This window comes from Cutibacterium nasicola, from assembly GCF_052654715.2.
In genome coordinates, this window is the sequence record NZ_CP199745.2 from 2,303,050 (window position 1) to 2,328,261 (window position 25,212).

The following is a 25,212-nucleotide window of genomic DNA, read 5'->3' on the forward strand; positions in this document are numbered from 1 at the left end:
TCGCCATGTGTGCAGGAGTCGTCGCAGACATGGCCGTGAAGCTATGTGCGCGCCTCGGCTGCTCTCAAGAGACTCACAGCACATCTGTGAACAACAGTTTCATGGGTGTTTCAGATCACACCGCTCACGATCGTCATCCACAGTTTGGCACCGCAGTTGTGGACACTCCTGTGGACAACAACATCTCGGACTCTGCCCTGGCGCCCCTGTCGGGATGGTCATGAGTGAATGGCGTATCACACCACAGACCGTCGCCACCCGTCAGAAGGTGGCCTATGAACATGGCGATTGTGCCATTCAGACACGCCGCATTGATACGGGGGCGAGCTCCCAACTCCTCATGGCTACGCCAAATGCACCTGACCGGTGAGGGTCCACCCCAACCCCGGGTCCACCGCCCCTGCCGAATCGCACACCACGACCTTGGCCGTCACATCGAGTTGCTCTGCTGTCTCATAGGGGTAATTCGCCCCCACCATGAATGACTCTCCAGGTCCCAACACATATGGCGGCCGAGCATTTCCGGGAGCAAAAGGAGTCGTCACCACCTTGTGCATGGCATCGGCCGCTGGCGCCGGCACCGACACCAAGGGCTGACGCCAACTCCAGTCCGGGTAACGCGCAGTGATCGTCACAGTTCCCAGCCCCAGGTTGATCGGTGCGGTGGAGAGATTCGTGATGATGTAACGAACCAGCACAATCGGCGATCCCTTGCGCACCACCGGCGTACCGTCATCCGGATCAACCATGACGGAATCCTTGGGAGCCTTCACGATGGCGGCCTGCTCGACCTCGATGCGGATGCGGTCGTCGCCAAAGCTCCCCAGTTTCGTGCCCGATCGCGTCACCGTGACAGCCCAGGACGGATGAGCATCAGTCCCGACGGTCGGCGAACTCGCCGAGGATGTCGGAGTGGGTTGCGGATCCGTCAAAGGTTTGAGGGTGCTGCATCCACAGATGAGGACACAGAGGAGCAGGGCACATACCACCACGCTGCGGCGCATCTGCTCACCCCCCACCTCATTCAACTCGTCCAGTCGGCGCGCAACAAGGCCATCGTCACCGAATCCCACCGACGTCCTTGCCACGACCGTGCTTGCGGAATCCTGCCACATTCTCGGTATCCCACAGCATTGGCACAGTGAATCATTCTGTCATTGCCACTCCAGGTCGTCAGAGTCACCACCAGCGCATCCGTCGTCGCGAAGGTCTCCTCAGTCCACAATCGCAACGCTCGACGACCCATCCCTCGTCCCCACAGATCAGGTCGGAACAACACGATTCCGAGCTCCCACCAGCCGTCTCCAGCTGGTGGGAGCTCGAACCGGGAGACGAATCCAGCGCGGTTCCCGTCCACCGTCACCACGGCTCGGTGGCCAGTCATGAGGCCCGAGCGCCATTCCTCGGCGAATTCCTCCAAAGTACGGTCATCGTCAGCCCCGAAATACGGCCCGTCCCACTGTTTCCACTGCGGATCGACAACCTCGACATCCCAGTGCCACAGCCACTCCAGGTCCGCCTCCACGAGTGGCCGGACATCAACCTCTCCGACCCGCTCAGGGTCGCCACCACGAGGAACATCGGTTGGAGGAATCACTCCCCCATTCTGCCCGCCAATCCCAACCCGCAGCGTGGCAGGCTGGACGCATGACCACTCCCATGGAACGCACAGCTCTGGTCCTCGAGGGGGTGGGATGCGCTCCTCGTACACCAGCGCCGTCATCGTCAGACTCTTGGACATGGGCTGGGAATTCCCACACGTGTCCGGCATCTCGGCTGGGGCAACACACACCCGTCAACTACATCTCTCGCGACCATTGGCGTACCCGGCAATGCTTCACCGACTTCGCCGACCCCCGATTCGGCAATCTCGGCACCTGGATCATCGGGCGCGGATTCTTCCACGCCGAATACATCTATCAGCGCACCGGTAGGCCCAACCAGGCACTCCCCTTCGACTTCCAGACCTTCTCCGAACCCACCCAGCAATCTCGTATTGACGCCACCCGTACCGACAACGGCCAGCAGACATGGTTCACCGGCGACGAGATGACCACCATGGACGACCTCATGGTGCGGGTACGGGCCTGCTCGACGATGCCTGGTTTCATGCCCCCAATGACCATTGACGGCGTCGAGTACGTCGACGGAGCCATCGGTGACGCGAGTGGCATCCCCATCGACGCCGCCCGGGAGATGCTGCGCGACCTCGAGGCCGATGGCAAGGCCTACGTCTTCTACCCGCGCGTCATGCCCGTCACCAACAAGGAGAAGGACGTCACAAGACTGCGTCAGGCCTATGCCCTCGGAATGGCGCAGGTCAACGCCGAGCTTCCGAAATGGCAGGACTTCCTGGGGGTCTGAAACTCAGCCCTTGGCCACAACAGCCAGCGCCTCGATCGCCCGGTCGTTCTCCGCAGGCAACCCCATCGACAAGCGGATCCCCTCGCTACTCCAGCACCGAGCATAGACGCCCTGGGAAGCCAACGCCTCGTCAACCCGATCGGTGTCGTCCCCTGTTGCCAGCCACAGGAAGTTCGCGTGGGAGGGGCTGACCTGCCACCCCTGCCCGACCAGCGCATCAAAGACCCTGGTGCGCTCGGCGATGATCTGTTGGACCCTCTCGTTGAGCTCGTCCTCGACGGCCAGCGACGCGACTGCAGCCTGCTGAGCCAGGGAGGTCACCGTGAATGGGGTGGCGACACGACGCAGGTCGTCACTGATCTCGGGGGTGGAGATCGCGAAACCAATACGTAGACCCGCCAAACCATAAGCCTTGGAAAAGGTCCGCAGCACGACGACGTTCGGGTGGTGGTCGAGAAGGCTGAGCCCGTCTACGGCGCCTTCCTCCTTGTTGAAGTGGCAGTAGGCCTCATCCATGACGACGACGACCTCCTCGGGCACTTTGGTCAGGAACTCCTCCACCTCGTTGGTGTGCAGGACCGTCCCGGTCGGGTTGTTGGGGGTGCACAGGAAGATGAGTCGGGTGAGGTCGGTGATCGCAGCAGCCATCGCGTCGAGGTCGTGACGCAGATCCTTCGTCAACGGCACCGGAACAGGGGTGGCCCCGGCGACTTGGGTCAAGATTGGGTAGGCCTCGAAGGAGCGCCACGGAAAGATGATCTCGTCGCCAGCACCGCACACGGCATGCATGAGTTGGCTGGCGACCTCGGTCGACCCAGCCCCGACGGCCACCTGGCGCATGTCGACGCCGACATGCTCAGCGATGACCGAGCGCACTTCCTCAGCACTCATCAACGGGTAACGGTTGAACCCGACGAGCATCCGGGTGACGGCCTCGACGACACTCGGCAACGGCCCGAACGGGTTCTCGTTGGACGACAGTTTGACGGTCCCCTCACCGGGAGCGGCCCCCTGCTTGTACAGCGGCAGTCCTCGAACAACATCCCGCCGACTCTGGCTCACGTCGTCCTCCCATCGTCGCTTCGGGAACTCTTTCACACCCTGACTTCCGAGCTGACGCTGTTTCGTCTGGCGGCACCCGGCATGGTGGTGGAGAACGGGTTTGTGATCGGTCCCCCTGCCACCGTGAATAGTAGCTCCGACCGTCAGCAACCGAATTACCACACGCGATCCCAGGCACCCTCTCACCAGCCACCAACGCCCCCAGACACGGACGTGGCGACGCTGGGGAGCGTCGCCACGTCAGATCTCAGAGGTGTCTCACAGCACCTTCGACAGGAAGTTCTTCGTCCTCTCGTGCTGAGGGTTGGAGAGCACCTCGACCGGATCTCCCTCCTCCACGAGGTATCCGTCAGACATGAACATCAGTTTGTCGGCGACCTCGCGAGCGAATCCCATCTCGTGGGTGACGACGGCCATCGTCATGCCGCCCTCGGCGAGGTCCCTCATGACGTCGAGCACCTCACCGACCATCTCGGGATCGAGGGCCGAGGTCGGCTCGTCGAAGAGCATGACGTCGGGATCCATAGCCAGGGCACGGGCGATCGCAACACGCTGCTTCTGACCACCTGACAGCTGTGAGGGACGGACGTCGGCCTTGTCGGCCATGTGCACCCGCTCCAGCATCTGACGGGCACGCTCGGCAGCCTCCTTCCTGTTGGCTTTCTTGAGCTGCACCGGAGCCAGCATGATGTTCTCGGCAACGGTCATGTTCGGGAACAGGTTGAAGTGCTGGAAGACCATTCCCACCTTCTGGCGCACCTTGTTGATGTCGGTGTCCTTGGCAGTGAGGTCCTGGCCCTCCACCTTGACGGTGCCGCTCGTCACCTCCTCCAGCAGGTTAAGGCAGCGCAGGAACGTTGACTTTCCGGACCCGGAAGGGCCGATGATGGACAACACCTCACCCTTGGTGATGGTGGCCGAGATGCCCTTGAGCACCTCCATCTCCCCGAAGGACTTGTGCAGGTCGATGACCTCGATCATGGGGCCGTCAAAGGAAGTTGCGGTGGTCACTTGTTCACCTTTCTGTCGACGAAGTTCGACAGCTTCGTCAGGGCGAAGATGACGATGAAGTAGATGATGCCGACCATCAGCCAGATATCGAAGGACCGGAAGTTCCGTGCGATGATCTGCTGGCCCTGATAGGTCAGCTCGGCGAATCCGATGACAGCCAGCAGCGAGGTGTCCTTGAGGCTGATGACGAACTGGTTGATGACAGCCGGGGTGCTGATCTTGACCGCCTGCGGAACGATGACCTTGCGCATCGACTGCATCCAGTTCAGGCCCAGGGATCGGGACGCCTCCATCTGCCCGGGATCAACGGACTGGATGCCGCCGCGAACGATTTCAGTCATGTAGGCACCGGCGTTGAGGGACAGGGTCAGGACGCCGGCCGTCAGTACGCCGATCTTGATCCCGGTCACCGTGGGCAGACCAAAGTAGAAGAAGAAGGCCTGGACCAGCAGCGGTGTCCCTCGGAAGACGTCGACGTAGATGGCCGCGATGACCTTGAGGATCCCGATACCGGACACCTTGCAGAACCCGAAGATGACGCCGAGCATCGCTGCGAACAGCAAGCTCAGCGCAGTGGCAGCCAGGGTCATTCCCAGACCCTTCATGAGCGCAGGGAAGCTGCTCACGAAGAGCTGCCAGAAGGACTGGTCGGCCTCAGCGTCGGGGGCCTTGAGGTACTTGTCGACCATTTTGTCGTAGGTGCCGTCGGCCCTGACGTCTGCCAAGCCCTTGTTGAAGGCATTCATGAGGGCCACATTGGTGCCCTTGAGGACCGCGAAACCATAGGACCCGCCAGCCACCTTGGGCGTGACGGTCTTGAAGCCATTGCCCTGGGCAATGCCGTAGGCCAGTACCGGGTAGTCGTCGAAGACGGCGACCGCGTTACCGGTCTGCACCTCGGAGTACATGGTGTCCGCCTTGTCCAAGGCCTTGACGGTGAATCCGTACTTCGTCGCGATGGACTTGGCATACATCAAGCCCTCGGCGCCAGTCTTGGCGACCACCGTCTTGCCCTTGAGGTCCTCGTACCCGGAGATGTCCGAATCCTTCTTGACGGCCATCTGCACGCCGGACTGAAAATACGGATCAGAGAAGTCGAAAACCTTCGTGCGCTCGTCGCTGATCGACATTCCGGCGATCACGGCGTCGGCCTGTTTCGCCTGGACGGCCTGGAGCGCAGCGTCGAAGCCGATCGCCTTGATGTCAACCTTGAATCCCTCACGGTTCGCGATCTCGCGGATGAGATCCATGTCGATACCGACCATCTCACCGGAGGAGTCACGGTACTCAAACGGTGCGAAGGTGGTGTCAGTGGCAATGATGAAGGTCTTGCCCTTGACCGACGAGGAGTCGTCGGCATGTGCCTGGGTCATTCCGGAACCCATGAGGGTCACCAGGCCCACGAAGGCAGCCATGATGAGACCCATGAGTCGTCTGACCCGCTGTGACACGTGAATCATGCGGTTTCTCCCAACTTGACGCCGCTGTGGCGCCACGGCGGGAATCGTAGTGATATCGGGGGCCTTCCCGCATTCGTGCCACAAGGCGCACCCGCCCGGGAAAACCCGAGCGGGTGTGCCTTCGCCCATTCCGACGGCGGCCTTACAGCACCCTGATCAGGAGACCAGCGCGAACACTCCCCACGTCAGCAGGAAGCCTGTCAGGCTGAAGATCGTCGACAGGACTGTCCAGGTGCGCAGGCCGTCCTTGACGCTGAGCCCAAGGTACTTCGTGACGATCCAGAAGCCAGAGTCGTTGATGTGCGACAGGCCGAGGCCACCGAAGCCAATCGCGAGCGTTACGAGCGCCACCTGGGTGCTGCTGTAGCCGACGTCGGCGATTGGCTGCGCCATCAGACCAGCGGCGGTGAGGATCGCGACGGTGGCCGAGCCCTGCGAAGCGCGCAGCGCGGCGGCGATCAGGAAGCCAGCGAGGATGACCGGCATGTGGAGGCCGATGAGCACTTCGGAGAATGCTTTGCCGATACCCGACGTGACCAGCACGTTCGCGAACACTCCGCCCGCGCCGGTGACGAACACAATTACTGCCACGTCCGGTAATGCCGAGTCGAGCACCAACCCTCGCTTCGCCAGCCCCCACCGCTGCTGATGGCCGACGACGAGGTAGGCCACGATCACTGCTGTGAGGAGTGCGAGCGGGGCGGCACCGATGACTGCCGCGAGTTTCTGCGGCATCGAGCCTTTGGCGAGCATCATGTTGCCCACAGTGCCGATCATGATTTGCACGATCGGCAGCAGGATGAGCGCGACGACGGTCCCGGCCCCCAGCGGCTGGCGAGTTCCGCCGTCGACAGGCTCCGCCTGCTTGGTGGCCGGCGACTCCCCGAGCGTGACGCTCTCGAGCTTGAACAGCTTTGCGGCTATGAAACCGATCACCGTGGTCACAGCGGCAATCGGCAGGCCGATGAGCAGTGACATGCCGTTGTCGGCACCCGTGATACCCGCAGCAGCAACCGGGCCCGGATGCGGAGGCAGGGCGACGTGCACCGTCAGCATTGCACCTGCCACGGGGAGGCCGATGCGCAGGGGATTGATCTTGGCTGCGCGAGCGAAGCCGAAGATGATCGGAGCAAGGATGATGAACCCCACATCGAAGAACACGGGAATGCCGAGGACGAATGCGGCCGCAGTCACGGAGGCGACGACGCGCTTCGGCCCCAGCGCGGCCGAGAAGCGCTGCGCGAGTGAGTCGGCACCGCCGGCCGTCTCGATCAGGCGCCCCAACATCGCGCCGAGACCGACGACGATCATCACGCTGGACAGTGTGTTGCCCATGCCCGTGGTCATCGTCGGGATGATGTCGAGCAATGGAATACCCGCTGCCAACGCGGTACCGAATGACACGAGCAGCATGGCAACGAATGCTGGCATCTTGACTTCGATAACCAGCAACAACAGCAGCACGATGGCACCGAGTGCGATGCCGAGCAGCGCTCCGGCTCCCATGTCAGCCCCGCTTTGGGGTGACGACGTCGATGATCGACGAATCGTCGCGCGCAGCCTGACCGTTCGCGTAGCCGAGCAGGTAAAGTTGTTCGGCTGCGGCCGCGACGGGAACGGCCATGCCCACCGACTTGGCGGTGGCCGTCACGATCCCCATGTCCTTCACGAAGATGTCTTCGCGTGACTTCACCTCAGCCTCCTCGCCGCGATAGCGTTGAATGGCGCGGGGACCGCGGTCGCCCAGCATGAAAGACGCGGCAGCGCCGGACATGAGCGCTTCAAGGGCCTTCTCTTGGTCCAGGCCAAGTTGGCCCGCGAGCGCCAGCGCCTCGCCTGCGGCGGCGATATGGACGCCGCAGAGGAGCTGGTTGACCGTCTTCATGGCCTGCCCCTTGCCGGGCGTTTCACCGACGAGCACCAGGTTGGAGGCCATGGCCTCGAGCACAGGAAGGGCGTGGGCATACACGTCGGGGTACGCTCCGACGACGACCAGCAGGTCACCCTTGCCCGCGCGGACGGGGCCTCCTGAGACGGGCGCGTCGACGAGGCCGATGCCGTCGTCCGCAAGCCGTTGCGCGACCTGCTCGACAGCAGCAATACCGACGGTGGAGGTGAGGATGATCGCGCTGCCCTTCGGCAACATCTCGACGATGCCCGCGCCGCCGTAGAGGAGCTCTTCGAGCTGGGCCTGATTGCGCACTGCGACAAGGGCGACGTCCGCGTCGGCGCAGGCCTCTCGCGCGCTGGCGCGGCAGGTGACCCCCTGTTCGGCTGCGAGCTGGGCGCGCTCGTCGGCGATGTCGAAGCCCGTCACGGTGAATGACTGAGTAAGCCAGGTGGCCATGGGCAGTCCCATGGCACCCAGGCCGAGAACGGCGATGTTCATGGTTAAATCCTTTCGGTTGGAGGGGAACAGCGATGGTGGTGGGATCAAGCTTGGGTGAGTTTCACGACGACTTCGGCCAGCGAATTGGCCTGCCCAACGTTGCCAGCGAACACGACGAACGGAATGCCGGCTGCGGGGCCGTCCTGGGCGGACCAGAGCGACACGATGCCCGGCAGCATCGGACCGACGACGTTAGCCCGCCGGAAGCCGAGCCCGTGCGTCGCCACGTCGGATGAGGTGATGCCACCCTTGGCGACGACGAACCGCGGCAACGTCTTCGCCAGCACCTGCTGCACCACCTCGACGACGGCCTCCGAGACTCTCCGAGCGATGTCGAGCGACGCCTGCCTGTCGGGGCCCGTGACGAGGGCGCGGGAAGTGCGGACGACCACATTCCCTTCGGCGAGGTGCTTTGCCGCGCGGGCAGCGACATCACGAACATGCTCATCCCGACGGCCCTCACCGACGATCTGCGCCACCTCGATTTCGAGCTCGAACGGCTGTTGCGTCTCGCGGAGAAGGTTGAGCTGGTGAGTGGTGAGATCCACGTGACTCCCAACGACGATCAGTCCGCCCGGCGTAACGTCACGACCGCTGCGGGAGGCGCGGATCTCGTCGACGCTCACGGGCTCCTTGACAGCCTGTCCGATGCGGCCGCGGAGAAACGGCGGACCTACGCGATACACGAAGTGTGAGCCAGCGGACTCTGCCGCGATGAGGGCGAGCGCCAGAGCGCGCAGGTCGTTCTCTTCCACAATGTCCACGACGATCGGCTGCCGGTTCGTCGCCGAGCGCAACAACGCGATGGCGCCCTCATGGTCGGCGCGGAGCGTGGCGAGATCGAGCACCAGCACGTCGGCGGCGGGGACGGCGCCGTCGGTCTTCTCCTCCACCCAGCGAGGCAGGTGCGACGAGGAGTAGCCGAACGTCGCGTCGCGCGCGAACTGCGTCTCGCCGACGGGTGAGAACCCCTCGGCCACGGATCCGGCGTAGTGGGTACCGCGTACCGTGATTCGGCCCGCGTCACCGAAGGCAGGGACGATGACCACGCCGTCGACGGGGCGCGCTCCATGCCGAGCTAGCTCGTCGGCGATGGTGTCGGGCTCCAACGGGAAGTGCCCGCGCAGCGTGGAGTCCGAGCGCGAGACAAAAGCGACGGGGTGCCCTTGACTGGCCTCGATCGCGGCGGCTACGACCTCCCTGTTGACGCGCGCTGCGTCGTCGGGGGCCAGCGACCGCGAGTTGGTCATGACGTAGACGGCGGGTTTCCCGCTCGAGAAGGCCCAGCGGAAGTCCTCGACCTCCCAGTGCGTGAGCACCGGAAGATCGGCGACGGACTGCGTGCCGGTGGGGTCGTCGTCGAGGACGACGTAGGTGGTGGTGTCGTTCGCTCTCGTACGCGCCTCGACGACGTCCGCTGCCGTCAGCTCACGCGCTGGGGGCATCCCGTCCAAGAGTTCGGCCAACAGGAAAGCCATGCTCTCACTCCTTTGTGCTCAGACCTCTGAGGTCTTTGCTTGATGGTAGACACACCGAAGAATGTTGCGCAAGGGATCGTCGGAGATTTGGCCGGCTCAGTGGTCCGAGGCAAACTTCGCGATGTCGTCGCGCGTCTGCGTCATGTGTGCCCGCATGGCGTTCTTGGCTGCCTCCGCGTCCCTGACCTTGATCGCCCGGAGGATGTCGCGGTGGTGGCGCGTCGCGCGCTCCCGCACCTCAACCTGCGCCGAGGTGACCCGACGGGAACGCTGGAGGGCATCGGTCAGCGAGTGCATGACGGGGGCGAGGAAGGGATTGCCTGTCGCGCGGAGAATGCACTCGTGGAAGTCGAGGTCGAGGCGGACGACCTCTTCGATGTCTTCCCTGGCGGCAGCCCGATCATAGTCTGCGAGGCATGTTCGCAGGGCGTCGAGGTCCTCGTCTGTACGGTGCTGCGCAGCAAGTCCGCAGGCGCCAACCTCGATCATCCGCCGCACCTCCGTGAGCTGACGGCCGAGTTCCCGGGGTGAGGTGGTGCGGGCGACGACGTTGATAAACGTGGGCAGGTCGCGCCACTCGCGCTGCTCGGTGACGTAGGTGCCACGGCCGTGCACGACGTTGAGGATGCCACGGTCGGTGAGCGCACGGACCGCTTCTCGCATCGTCGGGCGCGAGACACCAAGGAGATTCGCAAGGTCCTGTTCCGACGGCAACGCCTCGCCGGGCGCAAACGTGCCGTCGACGATGTGGTCCAAGATCGCGTCGATGGCCTCGTCGGCAAGGGGTCGTCGGGCCATACTCTCCTCCGTCCTCCCGGCATGACCAAGTATGGCCAGCCGGTGTGTAGGGACGAGTCTAGTGGTGGAGGCCCTTTCCTCACCTGATCGGAGGGAGGCAGCCGCCCACAGCATCGCTTGGTGCAGGATGCCGCCAAGGTGGCTGTCGCGCGTGAAGGTCGCCCCGTCGCAGTCGAGCGTGACCGTCGGCTACCTCGGGGCGGCGATCGCGGGCACGGCCGGTCAAGTCCCTCGTAGTGGTGTAGCGGTGTGTTCTTTCGCTTAGGTGGGGCGGGCAGTAAGCCTGACTTGATGCAGTTTTTCGGGGTTCGGTCGGGTGTGTTGGTCTGGCTAGGGGTTTCGTGTTCGATCGTGGCTGTTTTGGGGCACTAAGACGGTCCTGGGGGCCCGTATTGTGGGGGTCATGACCTATGTCCGGACGGTCCGCACGGGTTCGGGTGCGGTGGCGGTCCAGATCGCTGAGAAGCGACGGGGCAGGCGCATCATCGTGGAGTATGTGGGCTCGGCTCACAGTGACGAGGAACTGGCGGTACTCAAGACCACTGCCTGGGCCAGGATCGAGCAGTTGAGCGGCCAGGAGCCCTTGGACCTGGGCGTGGAGATCCCGGTTGCGGTCGAGGAGTCGTTCACCGAGCCCGTGGTCCAGGACAGGTTGACCGGTGAGGACTCTGGACGCCATGAGAGTTCAGCGCTTGCCAGGCCTGCGCAGGTCGTCTCGACGGCCTCGGACCTGTTGTGGTCTGTGCTGGACAGGGCCTATCGCCGCCTGGGATTCGACGCGGTTGCCGATCAGGTGTTCGAGCAGGTCGTTGTGGCCCGGATCGTCGAACCCACCTCGAAACTGGCTGTCGGGCGGGTCCTGACCGGTTTGGGTCAGGACCTGCCGCATCACACCACGATCTACCGGCACCTGGCTCGTGCCCAGGACCGCGACTACCGTGCCGTGATCACTGATGCCTGCCACCGGTACTCGGCCGGTGGCGGGGAGGTGACTCTGGTGCTCTATGACGTGACCACCCTGTACTTCGAGGCTGAGAACGAGGACAGTCTGCGCAAGGTCGGCTATTCGAAGGAACGCCGGGTTGATCCCCAGATCGTGGTCGGGCTCCTCGTGGACCGCTGGGGCTTTCCCCTCCAGATTGGCTGTTTTCCCGGCAACAAGGCCGAGACCACGACCCTGATCCCGATTGTTGAGGCCTACCGGTCGGCCCACGAGATCGCCGACATGGTGGTGGTCGCAGACGCCGGCATGCTGTCGGCCTCCAATCTGGAGGCCCTGGACGGTGCGGGTCTGCGGTTCATCGTGGGATCCCGGTCGGTAAAGGCCCCCAGCGACCTGGCCGGCCATTTCCACTGGAACGGCACGGCCTTCGATGACGGGCAGATCATCGACACGATCACACCCCGCACAGTGAGGAGGAAGACCTGCCACCCTCGCAGCAGACGGGCCGAGCCGGTCTGGGATCCAGCCGGGTCCACCGATAGCTGGCGGGCGGTCTGGCAGTACTCCCGCAAACGGGCCGTGCGGGACTCGGCCACATTGACGGCTCAGGAGAACCGCGCCAAAGCCGTGGTCGACGGTGACAGACCGGCCCGCAAGCCACGGTTCGTCAGCGCATCGGCGAACGGCTTGTCCTTGGATCACAAGGCGATCGACCGGGCCCGCCAACTGGTCGGGTTGAAGGGATACGTGACCAATATTCCAGTATCGGTGATGACTCCGGTCCAGGTGATCGGGGCCTACCACGACCTCTGGCACGTCGAGGACTCCTTCCGCATGGCCAAGTCCGACCTGCGGGCCCGGCCCATCTTCCACCGGCTCTCTGACTCCATCGAGGCCCACCTGACCACGGCATTCGCCGCCCTGGCAGTCTCGCGTTACCTACGACAGGTCACCGGCCTGTCGGTCAAACGGATCGTCCATACCCTCGCCCCACTACGCTCAGCGACCCTGGAGATCAACGGCTCGCTTCACACCATCAAGCCCCAGACCACACCCGAGGCCCGCGCCATCATCAACGCGATCGAGTCCGATGCGGGGCACTAAGCCAATGCAACAAGTCAGGTGCCACGGAGCGCACCTGCCCGGGAAGGCGCGCCTTTGCCCATTCCAACGGCTGATCAGGCGAGCTCGTGGTGGTGCAATTCTTGCCTTTCGTCTCGGGTAGGGTGTCCCGCAGGATGACGTCGCGCAGCAGGCCGAGGGACATGCCGGCGGTACCGGTGATGGTGGGGTCGGTGCCGGCCGGACGTGATGACCGGAACGAAGGCGACGGCCCCGGAGACCTCACATGGATATTTGCTTGTCGAGAAATTTCATGAATTCATGATACGACGAAATTGACCGTAATTCTGTGAACAATTCCTGATCGTAGAGGACACGAATCAACGGCTGATAGAACCTCACGAAATCATCATAGTCCCCCTCATTGATGGCAAGCAGGAGAACCAAGCTAACATCTGACGTTTCCCAGTCGATCGGAGTTGACGGTATGAGGATCGCAATCTTGGTCTCATACGCCAAGAAGTCCATCGCGTGTGGGACCGCGAACCTCCGGAAGAAGACCGTGGATGAGTACCCTTCCCTCAGAAAAACACTTTCCCTGAAGGTGTCGGGAACAATACCATTCCCCTCCATCGCCTCACACATGAAGTCGAGAGTTTCACGCCATGAGTCGAAGGATCTTCCAGTGAAGAACAATGTAGGATCGAGAAAACGTTTCATCGCGCTTGCAGTGGCAATCCGCGACTTCTTCTCACTAGCCCTCAAGAGTGCAGAATCAATCGCCGACAGATCGAGATCCGACATCAACGCACTGATGGGAACACAGGTATGACGGTGCGATGGTTCCTCAGTCGTCGATATCACGATGTCGCAATCGCAGGTATCTGCTTCCGCGACAGATGAGACGATGTCCACAATTCTCATCCGATCCGCGAAATGGTCGACCAGTCCGGTCAATAGAAGATCACGGAGTGCCCGGTAACGAGGACAGACCACCACTGCTGTAACCAAACTCGGATTCGGCGCAGGTTCAGAATACAGTCCTATGTAGACGGCCAAAAGCCCGATCTCGTCATCGGTGAAGAAAATTCCCAACAGCCTCGAAAGCTTGTCAGCCAAGTACACGGCGGCGTCATAAAGGAATGGTGACCGTGATCTCAATGACTCACGCAGAGTATTGCGAAAATAGGGCATTGAAGGAGCGTGAGCCATGAGTCGTTCAACATGTTTCGAAACACTGCCGTACAGCTCTTCCTTCGCGATGACCAACCCGAAGTGTTCAACCGTGTCATCCAGGCACCTGCTCACTGTCGAGCAAATGTCACAGGAATCAGAGTGATGATCGGGTTCGCCATGCCCAAGTCCGAGGGTCGCTCCAATGATTGACCTCAAGTAGGCGTCATCAGCGGATGACAGTGGGCGATCAGGGTACAACTTCCGCAATCCAACCAGAAACTGATCGCACAACATCTCAGATTGGTTACTCATCACCAGATCCGTCGCCGCGTCGTCCTCGATCGGAAAACTGTACCGTTGTACGCATATTGCGATGTTCACGACCATGTTGCTGAGTCGTATGTCATCAATTTCCAGGTAGTGATCACACAACGTTTCGACGACCAAGTTCTCGATATCACCCAGTCTGACATCTGGCAGATACCTGGCCACCTTGTCATTCTGGCCGACAACAGCGTCCATGGCCGTATTCACGAGGCTTCCCAAGAAATTTCGGAAATGAACTTCGTCGCCATCCAGCTGAATCTCTGAACCCTTCACCGACAGGTGCAACGAATGATCTTCGAACTGTGGCTTCAAACGTTTCAGCGATGCTTTTATGACAGACTCGCTGAGATAGCAATCACGCATGACGTCATAGATCGTGGTGTCGGGAGTGTCGAGCAGATACAGGAGTATCCGTTCGTGATGCTCGAGCTGAGTTGAAAACTCTGAATTCCTTGCAACGACCTCGGTGTACACGGATTGCTCCACCGAATATCCGTTCGTCGTTGATTCAATAATATTTTCCCGACTGATCCCATTGATCCGCGCAATATCGTATCTGAGCGTCCTCGTACTGACACCAAGGAGCCCCGCGAGGTCGGTCCCTTTGATGGAGTGATCGACCTCGCTGAGCAGCTGCAGCAACAGAGCCTGCCGCTGTGAAAAACGAATCAACAGAACACACCTGACATCGACGTATCATCACTGGAACGACACATCATGTCATAGATCCTTGTGCGGTGGAATTCGGGTTTTGCCTCGGCACTGGCAACGAAGCGTTTCCCCCTGGACGGCAACGAATCTGATCCGCACTCCTGGAACCGATGGGGCATGAAATGCTCGTCGGCCTCAACCATCATTGTCGTCCAGGAAGGGTCATCGCTGACCCAGTGCCGAGGACAAAACGGCAACCACATCGCACCGCGGCGAAGACAGGAGGTTACTCAATGGCCGAGATGATGAACGCTGCACTAATGTATGGACCTGGCGACATTCGTGTCGAAGAGGTACCGAAGCCCACGTGCCCTCCCGGAGGATTCATTCTGAGGGTCGATGCCGTGGGACTGTGTGGTTCAGACGTTCGCAATCTCACGACGGATTCCCGGAAGGGCGACTATCCCTTCATCTACGGACACGAGGTCGTGGGGACGGTGTGCGAGACGGCCGATGACGTGGCCGGGTACAAGACTGGCGACAGGATCTACGTCTACCCCGAAGCACACTGTCTGAAATGCGAGTACTGCCGTTCGGGACACAGCAACCTGTGCACTGACGTCGAACACTACGTGGACCGCCCCGGCGGTTTCGCAGAGTACGTTTCGTACACGAGTAAGCGTGTCGAGCGCGGTGCAACGTTCCGGGTACCCGAGGGAATCTCACCGGTTCGTGCCAGCCTGGCCGAGCCCCTGTCGTCGGCGTATTCGTGTGTTGAGAACATCAACGTCAAGCTCGGGGACACCGTCGCGATCCTCGGAGCTGGCCCCGTTGGCATTTTCCTGTCCATCCTGAGCAAGCTGCGCGGGGCATCGCGGATCATCCTGATCGACATCAACAAGAACCGTCTGACGCGCGGGCTGGATTTCGGAGTCGACGAGATCATTGACTCCAGCGATGTTGATCCGATCGGCGCTGTCCGTGAGCTCACGCACGGATTGGGCGCAGACAAGGCCATCTCAGCAAACCCGACCGCTCTTGGCCAGCAACAAGCCGTCGAGATGACTCGCCCCGGAGGAACCGCTGTCTTCTTCGGTGGTGTCCCCAAGGGGACCTGTGTCAGCCTTGATTCCAATTCCGTCCATTACAAGGGCATGTGGATCTACGGCCACTATGGGGCAACCAGTGTTCAGGTCCAAAAGGCATTCGAACTCGCCATTGACGACAAGTTCCCCGCCGAACAGGTCATCAGCAACGTTGTGCCACTGAGTCAGATCAACGAAGCTATCGAACTCACCCGTACCGGCGAGGCCCTGAAGGTGGTCCTCGTACCCCATGAAAAGGAAGGTGAACACCATGACAAGTGAAGTCAAAGTTCTCATCGCATGTGGCTCAGGAATCGCCACGTCTACGGTCGCTCAGGAAAAGGTCAAGGAAATCCTGCGAGACGCCAAAATACCCGCAAAGATCACCAAAGGGACTGTGGGACAGCTGCCGACTCTCCAGGACGGAGTCGATGTCATCATGTTGACGACCCGCTACGGCAAGCCGTTGAACAAGCCCGTCATTCAAGTGTTCGGTCTCATTTCCGGTATCAACCAAGACGCGGTGGCAGAAGAAATCATCTCCACGTGTCGAGATGTCTTGAACCAGAAATGATCTTCTAGGAGCATTTTATCATGTCAATCATCAAGGATATTCTTGACATCGGCGCCGTGGTCATCCTGCCGATCGTCATGCTGATCCTCTGCCTGATCTTCAGGATGCCTTTCGGTAAGTCCCTCAAGGCCGGTCTGATGATCGGTATCGGATTCTCCGGCCTGTCCCTGGTCATCGGATTCCTGATGACGTCCGTGCAGCCGGCAGTGGATTACTACCGGCACATGGGCGGTGGATTCACGACGGTTGATGTCGGCTGGGCAGCAGTTGGTGCGGCATCATTCGGAGTACCGTTTGCCGCTCCCGCCATCCTCCTTGTCGTCCTCATAAACGTTGTCATGATCCTCGCGAAGATGACGAACGTACTCAACGTCGACATCTGGAACTTCATTCATTTCCTGGTCCCCGGGACGCTGGCCTATGCACTGACGAACAACGCCTGGATAGGACTGGGTGTCGTCTTGGTGCTTTCGGTCATTGATCTCATCGTGGCTCAGCATGTCGCACCAAAGTGGCAGGAATACTATGGTCTCACAGGAACAACATGTTCGACTCTTTCCTACATCACATCGGCATGGCCCATCGCAATCGCATTGAACTGGGTCATCGACAAAATTCCCGGAGTTCGTAAGATCGACATCTCCATGGAGAATGTCGGCGACAAGCTCGGATTCTTCGGCGACACCGCCTTCATCGGTCTCATCGTTGGTGTATTCCTAGGACTCATGACCCGTCAGCCCTGGCAGGGCGTCCTCATCATGGGTATGGGAATCGCCGCCGTTCTGGTGCTCCTGCCTCGAATGGTCTCGGTCATGATGGAGGGTCTGTCGACGGTCGGTGAAGGTGCGAAGGCCTTCATGAAGCACCACCTCGGGAAGAACAAGGATGGCAGTGAACGCGAGCTCAACATCGGCATGGATGTCGCTCTGGCACTCGGTGACCCGGCAGCCATCACCATCACCGTTCTCATGATCCCGCTGTGCATTGCCTTCGCATTCATCATTCCTGGAATGAACTACTTCCCGGTCGGGATGCTCACCGTGATCGTCTACATGATGCCGATGATCTGTCTGGCATGCAACGGAAACATGTTCCGCTCTCTCGTCATTGGAACGATCTACATGTTCTTTGTTGAGTGGGGTGCCAGTTTCTTCGCGCCAGAGGCTACTGCGATGATGCACGCCACCGGCGTTCAGGTTTCCGGCTCTGTGACTGATGCATTCTTCGGTTACAACCTTCCCAACGTCATCATCTCGCTCATCCACCGGATGTTCTGATCTGACGGAGCACAGTATCCCCGCGGCTATTTCCGAGCCTGTGAAAGCAGTAACAATATGAGTGTACTTCTGAACACCAAGCTCACAAGCATAAATATCGACGCCACCGACCGTGATCACGTCCTGACAACCATGGCTGACCAGCTGGATGAGTCCGGGGTAACCAGGCCAGGATTCTTGGAAGCCCTCTTGAAACGAGAGAAGGACTACCCAACCGGCCTGCCTGTCAGTGGCGGCGTAGCCATCCCGCATACAGATCCTCTGTATGTCACGAGAGATGCCCTGGCTGTCACGACCTTGCGTACACCGGTTCTCTTCGGTCAGATGGGAGGATCAGAAGAGGATGAGGTTCCAGTGTCCGTCGTCATTCTCATGGCTTTGTCGAATGCGGACGATCATCTGAGCATGCTTCAGAACATCGTTAAATCCATTCAGGATGGCGATCTCATGAAAACGATCAGGAGCGCTACCGAACCAGAAGAGATCGTTTCCCTCGTCAGGGCGATGATACCTTCTGATGCCGAAGCTGCCTGACGACAGCTGGCGCTGAATCTCATACCAGATTGTGCAGCGCGACATCATGCCACGACAAAAGAATGAGCTTGTGTCGCTCATGACGTCGCGCTGTATTCACATTCGATCCTGATTGTTTCGGCATGTGATCGGGATCACCAAGACGACTTCGTCGTTGCAGTTGTTTTTGGAAAGGCTGAAGAATGAACAACAAGAGCACTGACGGGCCCCTTGTCGTCGCCATCGATTCATCAACGACCTCCACGAAGGCCATCGTCGTCGATGTCGACGGAAATGTGCTGGACACCGCCAAGCGTCCCATCCAGTTGCACACCCCTGCAATGGATCAGTACGAGCACAATCCCATCCGCTGGTGGGAAACCTCGCGCGACACGATCAGCGAGGTCATTTCTGGTCTCAGTCCTGCAGATCGATCCCGTGTCCGCGCTATTGGCGTGACACAGCAGCGAGAGTCCTTCGCCCCGTTCAAGGCAGACGGCACACCACTGCGCAACGGCATTCTGTGGTTGGATGGCCGCGCCACCGAGCAAATTCGCACCTACGGCACTGATCGCGTCCACCAGTTGTCCGGAAAACCGGCAGGCGTCACACCTGCCATCTACAAGATGGCATGGCTCAAGCAATACGAACCGGACGCCTTCGCCCCGGCCGACAAGGTCATCGACGTCGGCGGCTACATCTGCTTCAACCTCACCGGGAGGTGGGCCACGTCGGAGGCGTCCGCCGACTCCCTTGGTCTGTTCGACATCGAATCGCGCACGTGGGCCGACGAACTCCTCGAGGTCGCCGGTGTCCGTCGCGACCAGATGGCCGAACTCGTCCCACCTGCTGATGTCATTGGCAATCTACGCCCCGAGCTTGTCGCGGACTGGGGACTTGACGGTACGATCCCGGTCATAGCGGGGCTTGGCGACGGTCAGGCAGCCGGCATCGGCGCCGCCGCAATCACTCCCGACATCGCCTACCTCAACCTCGGCACCGCCGTGAACGCTGGCGTCGAATCCCCCACCTACAGGTACGACTCCGCGGTACGGACCCTGGTGTCCGGAATTCCTGGTGAGTACGTCTTCGAGGTTCTGCAGTCGTCCGGCTCCTACCTGGCCGGGTGGTTCCGCGAGGCGCTCGGTGATCCACGTCTCCTGGGTGAGCCAGATCCCGAGCTCGAGGCGGCTGCCAGCACCATCCCTCCTGGCTGTGAGGGCCTCATCACCCTCCCCTACTGGAATGCCGTGCAGTCTCCGTACTGGGATCCGGTCGCCCGTGGAGCCGTGGTAGGTTGGCGCGGGACTCATTCCCGTGCACACATGTATCGCTCCATCCTCGAATCCATCGGATTCGAGATGCGCTTCAACCTGGACTGCATCGAGAAACAGACGGGCGTCCGCATCACGACCTTGCGTGCCATGGGAGGCGGAACTCGTTCCACGCTGTGGCGTCAGATCATGGCCGACACCGCCGGTGTGCCCATCACGACATGCGTCGAGGACGAGATTTCTGCGCTGGGTGCCGCTGTGCTCGCCATGGCCGGTATCGAGGCACATGGCAGCCATGACGTCGCCGTCTCCGCCACGGCGATGGCTCACTTCGGCGACACCACCGAGCCCGACATGTCCCTGCACGAGCAGTACGAGGACATCGCCGAACTCCAGCATCGTCTCTACCCGCAGCTTCAGGAGGTCTTCGAGGACCTCCACACCTTGGCCAACAGATACCCCAGCACCAAGCCCGAGTCACCCAAGCTGTCGTGCTGAGGAGGGGCAAGACTACGGTGGGGTTGAAGGTGCCAGATCTGACATCCTTCGCGACACCGTCCGCCTCGTGATCGACAGCGAACACAGGAAGGATGCAACATGTCAATTTTCACCGTTCTGGGCGCAGGAGCCATGGGCACCGCGCTGTGCAAACCCCTCATCGAATCGGGTTGGGAGGTGCATCTGTGGGGGACATGGTTGGACGACCACCTGCTCGACTGCATCGAGAAGGGTGAGTCCCATCCCCGCATCAAGGTCGAGGCAGCACCGGGAATCAAGACATATCGCTGCGACGAGCTCGCGGCGGCCCTCGCGGACTCTGAGGTCATCGACATCGCCGTGACGTCTGACGGCCTGCCGCATGTCACCGAGATGGTGCTGGAACACCTCGGAGATCTGCGGGCTCTGTGCCTGACGGCCAAGGGCTTCTGGACCAATCCCGAAGGACGCATCACACTGCTGCCCGACGCCATTCGTGCCATCGCAGCTGACAAGGGGGTCTCCCTTCCCCCGATCGTCGCCATCGGTGGACCTGTCAAGGCCAATGAGTGCGCTGCCGGAGAGGTGACGGCGACGACCTTCGCCTGCACCGACTTCGACATCGCCAAGGGACTGGCAGCTGATGCGTCCACCGCCACCTACGGCATTCGTCCCAGTGACGACGAGGTCGGCGTCGAGCTGTGTGCTGCCCTCAAGAACGTCTATGCCATTGCCCTGGGCATCGCTGACGGTCTGGGGGAGGCGAGCGGCATCCCGCGTCACAACCTCAAGGCAGCGACCTTTGCCCAGGCCGTCCGGGAGATGTCCATCCTCGTCGACCATGCCGGTGGTCATGCTGAGACTCCCTACGGCCTCGCCGGGGTGGGAGACCTCGAGGTCACCGGTCTGTCCGGCCGAAACAAGCTGTACGGCGTTCGCCTCGGCAAGGGGGAACACCCCGATGACGCCTTGGCGACCATGAATGAGCTCGAACAGACCGTCGAGGGGTACCCGGCAGCTCCGCTGGCCGTTCGATTCGCCGATCAACTTGGTGCGGACGAGAAGACGGTCCCACTGCTGCACACCGTGGCCCGCATCCTTTCCGGGGAGGCAAACGACGTCCACAAGGCTGTAGCTGCCGCCGTCAAGCCCTGACGATGTGACAGGAACAGTGCGGTGCGGAGTCATCGATCCGCACCGCACTACTTGTCTCGTGCGTGGGCGACAACATGGACACCTACGTCACTCCACGAGCGTGAGACCAATGACGCACCCGACGATCCCGCCCAGCAGCAGAACCCTGACCACCCAGCCCGGCTCAACGCCGATGATCATCGCGTACACGACCGTGACAACGGCCTCGTTCCAACCCACACGGCACAGGCCGTCCCTACACGTACGGACTTCAGTGCCATCGCCACGCCGAGCATGCTCACGGCACACCCGACAACGACGCTCGGGACGGGTTTGGTGAATCCTTCGGATCGACCCATTACCGTCATTCAGACGGCCCCAAGGAACCGAGCACCACAAGACTCAGCCATGCCATGACAACAACCACCTTTTCCAGGCCGCCTTGTCGCTGCCCGGGTACGGCTCCCTCGTCCGGATCCCACTGGTCAGGGGCATGGCCCCTCCTCACACACAGCGAGCTACCGACCCAAAAGGCCTCCACTGCGGACAAGCATGGCGCACAGCGCCAGTGAGACGCCATCTAGACGCAACAAAACCCCTTGTCATCAAGGGGTTTTGTGTCGTGGGCCTAACTGGACTTGAACCAGTGACCTCCGCCTTATCAGGGCGGCGCTCTAACCGACTGAGCTATAGGCCCGAACCTCGACCGGTTTACCGGCCGCGAATAAGGACCCTAATGGATACTTACCGTTCAGGGCAAATCGGCATCCGATCGAGGTGTCATGCTCCACTCAGAACGCCACTCCACAATGAACGATGACGTTGGAGTACGGAGTCGTCTCACCGGTTCGCACCACGAAGGAGACACTCGGAAGTGCCTTCTTCAGGTCTTCGTGACTGACGGCTCTGACCTCGTCGATCCGATTCCTCACCCACTCCTCCGGCTCGTGGCCGACAGCTTCGGTGGCGATCGTGGCCCCCTCGACGGCGACCTCATCCAGGATGGCGTCGAAAACCTCCTGGAACCTCGGAGTTCCCAGCACCAGGGCCAGATCAATCACCGGAACGTCCGCAGGAATCGGTAACCCGGCATCCGCGACGACGAAGGTCTGGGTATGCCCCAACCTGGCCACCGCCGCACACAACTGAGGGTTGAGCAATCCGCTCTTCCTCATGCTTGATCCCCCTGACGAAGGCTCTCGATCTCCCCAACGCTGGGGTAGGAGGTCTGTGCCCCTCGTCTGGTCACCGTCGCCGTCGCCACCGCAGTGGCAAAACGGCAACCTTCGAGAAGGCTATGGCCGCGAGCCAGCTCAGCGGCCAAGGCACCGACGGAGGCGTCACCCGCACCGACCGTATCGACAGCAACAGTGCTCGTTGCCGGCACGGAGTCGAAGCCTTCCGGTCCGCCGACAATGCATCCGGCCGATCCCAGGGTGATGACGACGCTGCGACACCCAAGGTTCAACAACTCACGCAGGGCGGCATCAGGATCCTCCTCGAGGCGAGGTGTCGTCGACCCCAGCGCGGCAGCGACAAGGGCAGCCTCGTGCTCATTGACCACCAGTGGATCGGACATCCGGATGACCTCTGGGTCCACGTCAATGACCGGAGCCAGGTTGAACACGAACCTCTTGGCGCAGCGGGCCGCCGCGGCGATCCCGTCGCGCGGGATCTCGCCCTGGCAGACCACGACGTCAGCGCCCTCCACCCTCTCGGCCTGAGCACGCACGCTCTGGCCATCAACCGTCCCATTGGCAGCCGCGATGACGATGATCGAGTTCTCCCCGGAATCAGCCACCATGACGACGGCGGTCCCCGTCAGGATGTCTCGATGCTCCACACCGTCAAGGCCGACGCACTCCGAGAGCAGGGAGAGGGCCGTCCGTGCGGTCGGATCATTCCCGACGGCACCGACCATCTCCACCTGGGCTCCGCAACGCGCCGCCGCGAGGGCCTGGTTGGCCCCCTTGCCGCCGGGGGTCAGGGTGGCCTCTCCCCCGGCCAGGGTCTCCCCAGGTCCTGGGAACCTCTCCACACCGACCCTCATGTCGGTGTTGATCGACCCCACGACGGCAACCTTGCCGGAAGATGTCACACACTCATCGCTCATTCGTAGTCCTTCGCGTTGTCCTTGGTCACCAGCACAACCTTGATCGGGGTGGTCTTGGAAACCGTCTTGCCGGCCAGAATGTCGGCGGCCTGGTCCACCGCGGCCTTGCCAAGCAGAGCGGGCTGCTGGGCGATCGTCGCTCCCAGGGTTCCAGTCTTGACGGCCTTGATGCCGTCAGCAGTGCCGTCGAAGCCGACGATCTTGACGCCCTTGCCAGCCTTCGATCCCAGAGCGGAGATGGCGCCGATGGCCATCTCGTCATTCTCGGCGAAGATGCCAGCCGCCTTCGGGTGTGCCTGCATGAGATTGGTCGTCACGTCGAGGGCCTTGGAGCGGTCGAAGTTGGCGGTCTGCTTGGCGACCACCTTGATGGACGGGTGTTTGGCGATCTCCTCGGTGAATCCCTTGCCACGGTCGCGGGATGCCGAGGCTCCCGGGGTCCCCTGCAGGTGGATGATCTCGCCCTTGTCGCCCATGATCTTGGCGAGCTCCTTGGCAGCCTCGGCACCACCAGCCACGTTGTCAGAGGCGATGAAAGAGGCGACGTCACCGCTGGAGGAGCTGCGGTCGACAGTGATGACCGGAATCCTGGCCTTGTTGAGGGCCTTGACTGAGGGGGCGACGGCGTCGGAGTCGGTCGGGTTGACGATGACGACCTTGGCCGCAGTGGACACCGCATTGGCGAGCTGGTTGGCCTGGGTGGCGGCGTCGTCGGAGGCATCCTGGACCTGGAGGTTGACCCCCTTGGCCTTGGCCTCCTTCTCGGCGCCGTCAACCAGCTGGACGAAGAAGGGGTTGGTCTGGGTGGAGACGGCCAGCACGACCGTCCCGGTGGCGGCCGATCCGGATCCGCCGTCGCGGTTGCAGCCCGCCAAACCGGTGGCAGCCATCGACGCGACGACCGCCGTCGCGAGGACCTTGTGAGCAGTCTTGAACTTCATCGTTCCACCTTTCATCTTTCAACAGTGTTTTTCAGTTGCCAATATTGTGCTCAGGACTCTTTCTTGGACCTGAGGACGTCGAATCCGACAGCCAGGGCAATGACGCAGCCAATGACGACCTGCTGCCAGAAGGAGGACACATTGAGAATGTTGAGGCCATTACGAATGACAGCCAGAAGGACAGCACCAATGAAGGTACCGCTGGCCTTTCCAGAACCGCCCGACAGGGAGGCGCCACCAATGACGACGGCGGCGATGGCATCCAGCTCATATCCCATACCCGCTTGGGGCTGAGCCGAGGACAGGCGACCGGCCAGCACCAGGCCGGCCAAGCCTGCGAACAGACCGGCGAGGGCGTAGACGGCGACGAGGATGCGACGCACCGGAATTCCGGAAAGGCGAGCAGCCTCCTCGTTGCCACCGATGGCGTACAGGGACCGGCCGAGCACTGTGCGCGACAGGATGAACCAGCACACCACGCCAGCCAGAGCCAACATGATGACGGGGACGGGGATCGGACCGAGGTCCGCACCCAGGTGGTCCACCGCATCCGACGTGGCAACCGGTGTTCCACCGGATATGACGAGAGTCAGGCCACGAGCGACGCTCATCATGGCCAGCGTCGCGATGAAGGCCGGCAGCTTTCCGTAGGCGATGGCCAGACCGGAGGCGGCCCCGGCGAGGAGACCGATGAGCAGGCCGATGATGAGGGTGAGCCATCCCGGCAGACCGACGTTGGAGAACATCCACGCCGAGACCATGGCCGACAGCGCGGCGACGGAACCGACCGACAGGTCGATGCCGGAGGTGACGATGACGAAGGTCATACCGAAGGCCATGATGGCCACCACGGCTGCCTGAATGCCGATATTGATGATGTTCGGCACGGTGAGGAACACCGGGGTGGCAATGAACAGGGCAATACACAGAATGATAAGACCGACAAGGGCACCATGATTGAGGGCCCAGGAACCAATTCTCCTACCGACTGACGGTTTTTGAGTGGTGGCTGTTGTTGCGGTGGTCACGATGATATTTCCTTTCCCGATCATCGCCGATCGAGACAAGACGACATTGTTTCAATACTTTTCGGATTCAGAAAT

The 25,212-nt window shown here is 61.4% G+C and carries 22 protein-coding genes, 1 tRNA gene, 1 pseudogene and 1 riboswitch; of the genes and pseudogenes, 8 read left to right on the plus strand and 16 right to left on the minus strand.

Annotation, left to right across the window (positions count from 1 at the left end; all coding sequences use genetic code 11):
* Nucleotides 1–344: 344 nt before the first annotated feature.
* Together ACUCCZ_RS10765 and ACUCCZ_RS10770 are read right to left on the minus strand one after the other, a co-directional pair.
* Nucleotides 345–1,004 carry a hypothetical protein gene (locus tag ACUCCZ_RS10765; protein ID WP_435918302.1) on the minus strand — a complete coding sequence of 220 codons (660 nt, stop codon included), beginning with the start codon at nt 1,002–1,004 and terminating at the stop codon, nt 345–347.
* Nucleotides 1,005–1,024: 20 nt separating this feature from the next.
* On the minus strand, nt 1,025–1,597 hold the full coding sequence (locus ACUCCZ_RS10770) for a GNAT family N-acetyltransferase (protein ID WP_435918186.1): 573 nt from the start codon (nt 1,595–1,597) through the stop codon (nt 1,025–1,027).
* 50 nt (nt 1,598–1,647) lie between these two features.
* On the opposite strand from ACUCCZ_RS10770, the pseudogene ACUCCZ_RS10775 reads away from it, so the two are divergent.
* Nucleotides 1,648–2,364: pseudogene (locus ACUCCZ_RS10775) on the plus strand (patatin-like phospholipase family protein).
* A 3-nt stretch (nt 2,365–2,367) separates the two neighbouring features.
* Here ACUCCZ_RS10775 and hisC read toward each other — a convergent pair.
* The 7 genes from hisC to ACUCCZ_RS10810 all read right to left on the minus strand — a co-directional run bounded on the left by hisC (nt 2,368) and on the right by ACUCCZ_RS10810 (nt 10,562).
* Entirely contained in the window at nt 2,368–3,426 is a 1,059-nt protein-coding gene (gene hisC / locus ACUCCZ_RS10780) for a histidinol-phosphate transaminase (protein ID WP_435918185.1), read from the minus strand.
* Nucleotides 3,427–3,684: 258 nt separating this feature from the next.
* Nucleotides 3,685–4,437 carry an amino acid ABC transporter ATP-binding protein gene (locus ACUCCZ_RS10785; RefSeq protein WP_435918184.1) on the minus strand — a complete coding sequence of 251 codons (753 nt, stop codon included), beginning with the start codon at nt 4,435–4,437 and terminating at the stop codon, nt 3,685–3,687.
* Nucleotides 4,434–5,897, minus strand: a complete 1,464-nt coding sequence (locus tag ACUCCZ_RS10790; RefSeq protein WP_435918183.1) for an amino acid ABC transporter substrate-binding protein/permease — start codon at nt 5,895–5,897, stop codon at nt 4,434–4,436. Before ACUCCZ_RS10790 ends, ACUCCZ_RS10785 begins: the two co-directional genes overlap by 4 nt.
* 156 nt (nt 5,898–6,053) lie before the next feature.
* Entirely contained in the window at nt 6,054–7,403 is a 1,350-nt protein-coding gene (locus ACUCCZ_RS10795; protein ID WP_435918182.1) for a GntP family transporter, read from the minus strand.
* 1 nt (nt 7,404) lies between these two features.
* Nucleotides 7,405–8,286 carry an NAD(P)-dependent oxidoreductase gene (locus tag ACUCCZ_RS10800; RefSeq protein WP_435918181.1) on the minus strand — a complete coding sequence of 294 codons (882 nt, stop codon included), beginning with the start codon at nt 8,284–8,286 and terminating at the stop codon, nt 7,405–7,407.
* 44 nt (nt 8,287–8,330) lie between these two features.
* A complete protein-coding gene (locus ACUCCZ_RS10805; protein ID WP_435918180.1) occupies nt 8,331–9,764 on the minus strand; it encodes a four-carbon acid sugar kinase family protein in 1,434 nt (477 codons plus the stop codon).
* Between the two features lie 96 nt (nt 9,765–9,860).
* A complete protein-coding gene (locus ACUCCZ_RS10810) occupies nt 9,861–10,562 on the minus strand; it encodes a FadR/GntR family transcriptional regulator (protein WP_435918179.1) in 702 nt (233 codons plus the stop codon).
* Nucleotides 10,563–10,965: 403 nt separating this feature from the next.
* On the opposite strand from ACUCCZ_RS10810, the gene ACUCCZ_RS10815 reads away from it, so the two are divergent.
* Complete coding sequence (locus tag ACUCCZ_RS10815) at nt 10,966–12,609, plus strand: IS1634 family transposase (protein ID WP_435917672.1); 1,644 nt, start codon at nt 10,966–10,968, stop codon at nt 12,607–12,609.
* A gap of 240 nt (nt 12,610–12,849) precedes the next feature.
* Here the strand turns inward: ACUCCZ_RS10815 and ACUCCZ_RS10820 are convergent, their stop codons facing one another.
* Nucleotides 12,850–14,742: a BglG family transcription antiterminator gene (locus tag ACUCCZ_RS10820; protein WP_435917671.1), complete on the minus strand. Its 1,893-nt coding sequence runs from the start codon at nt 14,740–14,742 to the stop codon at nt 12,850–12,852.
* Nucleotides 14,743–15,014: 272 nt separating this feature from the next.
* Between ACUCCZ_RS10820 and ACUCCZ_RS10825 the strand changes: the two genes are divergently transcribed.
* From ACUCCZ_RS10825 to ACUCCZ_RS10850, 6 genes are all read left to right on the plus strand, one after another.
* The gene (locus tag ACUCCZ_RS10825) at nt 15,015–16,088 is read left to right on the plus strand and encodes an alcohol dehydrogenase catalytic domain-containing protein (RefSeq protein WP_435917670.1); all 1,074 of its coding nucleotides are present in this window, start codon (nt 15,015–15,017) and stop codon (nt 16,086–16,088) included.
* Nucleotides 16,078–16,380 (plus strand): PTS sugar transporter subunit IIB, encoded by a 303-nt coding sequence (locus ACUCCZ_RS10830; RefSeq protein WP_435917669.1) that lies wholly within the window; start codon nt 16,078–16,080, stop codon nt 16,378–16,380. Before ACUCCZ_RS10825 ends, ACUCCZ_RS10830 begins: the two co-directional genes overlap by 11 nt.
* 20 nt (nt 16,381–16,400) lie before the next feature.
* Nucleotides 16,401–17,657, plus strand: a complete 1,257-nt coding sequence (locus tag ACUCCZ_RS10835; RefSeq protein ID WP_435917668.1) for a PTS transporter subunit IIC — start codon at nt 16,401–16,403, stop codon at nt 17,655–17,657.
* A 57-nt stretch (nt 17,658–17,714) separates the two neighbouring features.
* On the plus strand, nt 17,715–18,191 hold the full coding sequence (locus tag ACUCCZ_RS10840; protein ID WP_435917667.1) for a PTS sugar transporter subunit IIA: 477 nt from the start codon (nt 17,715–17,717) through the stop codon (nt 18,189–18,191).
* Nucleotides 18,192–18,442: 251 nt separating this feature from the next.
* Nucleotides 18,443–19,942 carry a xylulokinase gene (locus ACUCCZ_RS10845; RefSeq protein ID WP_445439692.1) on the plus strand — a complete coding sequence of 500 codons (1,500 nt, stop codon included), beginning with the start codon at nt 18,443–18,445 and terminating at the stop codon, nt 19,940–19,942.
* 99 nt (nt 19,943–20,041) lie between these two features.
* Nucleotides 20,042–21,076 carry an NAD(P)H-dependent glycerol-3-phosphate dehydrogenase gene (locus ACUCCZ_RS10850; protein ID WP_435917666.1) on the plus strand — a complete coding sequence of 345 codons (1,035 nt, stop codon included), beginning with the start codon at nt 20,042–20,044 and terminating at the stop codon, nt 21,074–21,076.
* Nucleotides 21,077–21,252: 176 nt separating this feature from the next.
* On the opposite strand, the gene ACUCCZ_RS10855 is transcribed toward ACUCCZ_RS10850, so the two are convergent.
* From ACUCCZ_RS10855 to ACUCCZ_RS10880, 6 genes are all read right to left on the minus strand, one after another.
* Nucleotides 21,253–21,423: an SMR family transporter gene (locus ACUCCZ_RS10855; protein ID WP_445439681.1), complete on the minus strand. Its 171-nt coding sequence runs from the start codon at nt 21,421–21,423 to the stop codon at nt 21,253–21,255.
* Nucleotides 21,424–21,486: 63 nt separating this feature from the next.
* A riboswitch (guanidine-III (ykkC-III) riboswitch) is annotated at nt 21,487–21,552 on the minus strand.
* Between the two features lie 126 nt (nt 21,553–21,678).
* Nucleotides 21,679–21,752, minus strand: a tRNA-Ile gene (locus ACUCCZ_RS10860).
* Between the two features lie 94 nt (nt 21,753–21,846).
* Complete coding sequence (gene rbsD, locus ACUCCZ_RS10865) at nt 21,847–22,230, minus strand: D-ribose pyranase (RefSeq protein ID WP_435917664.1); 384 nt, start codon at nt 22,228–22,230, stop codon at nt 21,847–21,849.
* Nucleotides 22,227–23,168 (minus strand): ribokinase, encoded by a 942-nt coding sequence (locus ACUCCZ_RS10870; protein ID WP_435917663.1) that lies wholly within the window; start codon nt 23,166–23,168, stop codon nt 22,227–22,229. The genes rbsD and ACUCCZ_RS10870 overlap by 4 nt, the downstream gene beginning before the upstream one ends.
* A complete protein-coding gene (locus ACUCCZ_RS10875) occupies nt 23,165–24,109 on the minus strand; it encodes a D-ribose ABC transporter substrate-binding protein (RefSeq protein ID WP_435917662.1) in 945 nt (314 codons plus the stop codon). The genes ACUCCZ_RS10870 and ACUCCZ_RS10875 overlap by 4 nt, the downstream gene beginning before the upstream one ends.
* A 50-nt stretch (nt 24,110–24,159) precedes the next feature.
* Entirely contained in the window at nt 24,160–25,161 is a 1,002-nt protein-coding gene (locus ACUCCZ_RS10880; RefSeq protein ID WP_435917713.1) for an ABC transporter permease, read from the minus strand.
* Nucleotides 25,162–25,212 lie beyond the last annotated feature (51 nt).

Bases quoted from the DNA above. Each gene is read 5' to 3' on its own strand.
- ACUCCZ_RS10855 (WP_445439681.1), bottom strand. From the start codon at position 21,423: ATGACGGTAATGGGTCGATCCGAAGGATTCACCAAACCCGTCCCGAGC.
- ACUCCZ_RS10800 (WP_435918181.1), bottom strand. From the start codon at position 8,286: ATGAACATCGCCGTTCTCGGCCTGGGTGCCATGGGACTGCCCATGGCC.
- ACUCCZ_RS10790 (WP_435918183.1), bottom strand. From the start codon at position 5,897: ATGATTCACGTGTCACAGCGGGTCAGACGACTCATGGGTCTCATCATG.
- ACUCCZ_RS10850 (WP_435917666.1), top strand. From the start codon at position 20,042: ATGTCAATTTTCACCGTTCTGGGCGCAGGAGCCATGGGCACCGCGCTG.
- ACUCCZ_RS10805 (WP_435918180.1), bottom strand. From the start codon at position 9,764: ATGGCTTTCCTGTTGGCCGAACTCTTGGACGGGATGCCCCCAGCGCGT.
- ACUCCZ_RS10815 (WP_435917672.1), top strand. From the start codon at position 10,966: ATGACCTATGTCCGGACGGTCCGCACGGGTTCGGGTGCGGTGGCGGTC.
- ACUCCZ_RS10825 (WP_435917670.1), top strand. From the start codon at position 15,015: ATGGCCGAGATGATGAACGCTGCACTAATGTATGGACCTGGCGACATT.
- ACUCCZ_RS10765 (WP_435918302.1), bottom strand. From the start codon at position 1,004: ATGCGCCGCAGCGTGGTGGTATGTGCCCTGCTCCTCTGTGTCCTCATC.
- ACUCCZ_RS10840 (WP_435917667.1), top strand. From the start codon at position 17,715: ATGAGTGTACTTCTGAACACCAAGCTCACAAGCATAAATATCGACGCC.
- ACUCCZ_RS10830 (WP_435917669.1), top strand. From the start codon at position 16,078: ATGACAAGTGAAGTCAAAGTTCTCATCGCATGTGGCTCAGGAATCGCC.
- ACUCCZ_RS10795 (WP_435918182.1), bottom strand. From the start codon at position 7,403: ATGGGAGCCGGAGCGCTGCTCGGCATCGCACTCGGTGCCATCGTGCTG.
- ACUCCZ_RS10810 (WP_435918179.1), bottom strand. From the start codon at position 10,562: ATGGCCCGACGACCCCTTGCCGACGAGGCCATCGACGCGATCTTGGAC.
- rbsD (WP_435917664.1), bottom strand. From the start codon at position 22,230: ATGAGGAAGAGCGGATTGCTCAACCCTCAGTTGTGTGCGGCGGTGGCC.
- ACUCCZ_RS10880 (WP_435917713.1), bottom strand. From the start codon at position 25,161: ATGATCGGGAAAGGAAATATCATCGTGACCACCGCAACAACAGCCACC.
- ACUCCZ_RS10835 (WP_435917668.1), top strand. From the start codon at position 16,401: ATGTCAATCATCAAGGATATTCTTGACATCGGCGCCGTGGTCATCCTG.
- ACUCCZ_RS10870 (WP_435917663.1), bottom strand. From the start codon at position 23,168: ATGAGCGATGAGTGTGTGACATCTTCCGGCAAGGTTGCCGTCGTGGGG.
- ACUCCZ_RS10875 (WP_435917662.1), bottom strand. From the start codon at position 24,109: ATGAAGTTCAAGACTGCTCACAAGGTCCTCGCGACGGCGGTCGTCGCG.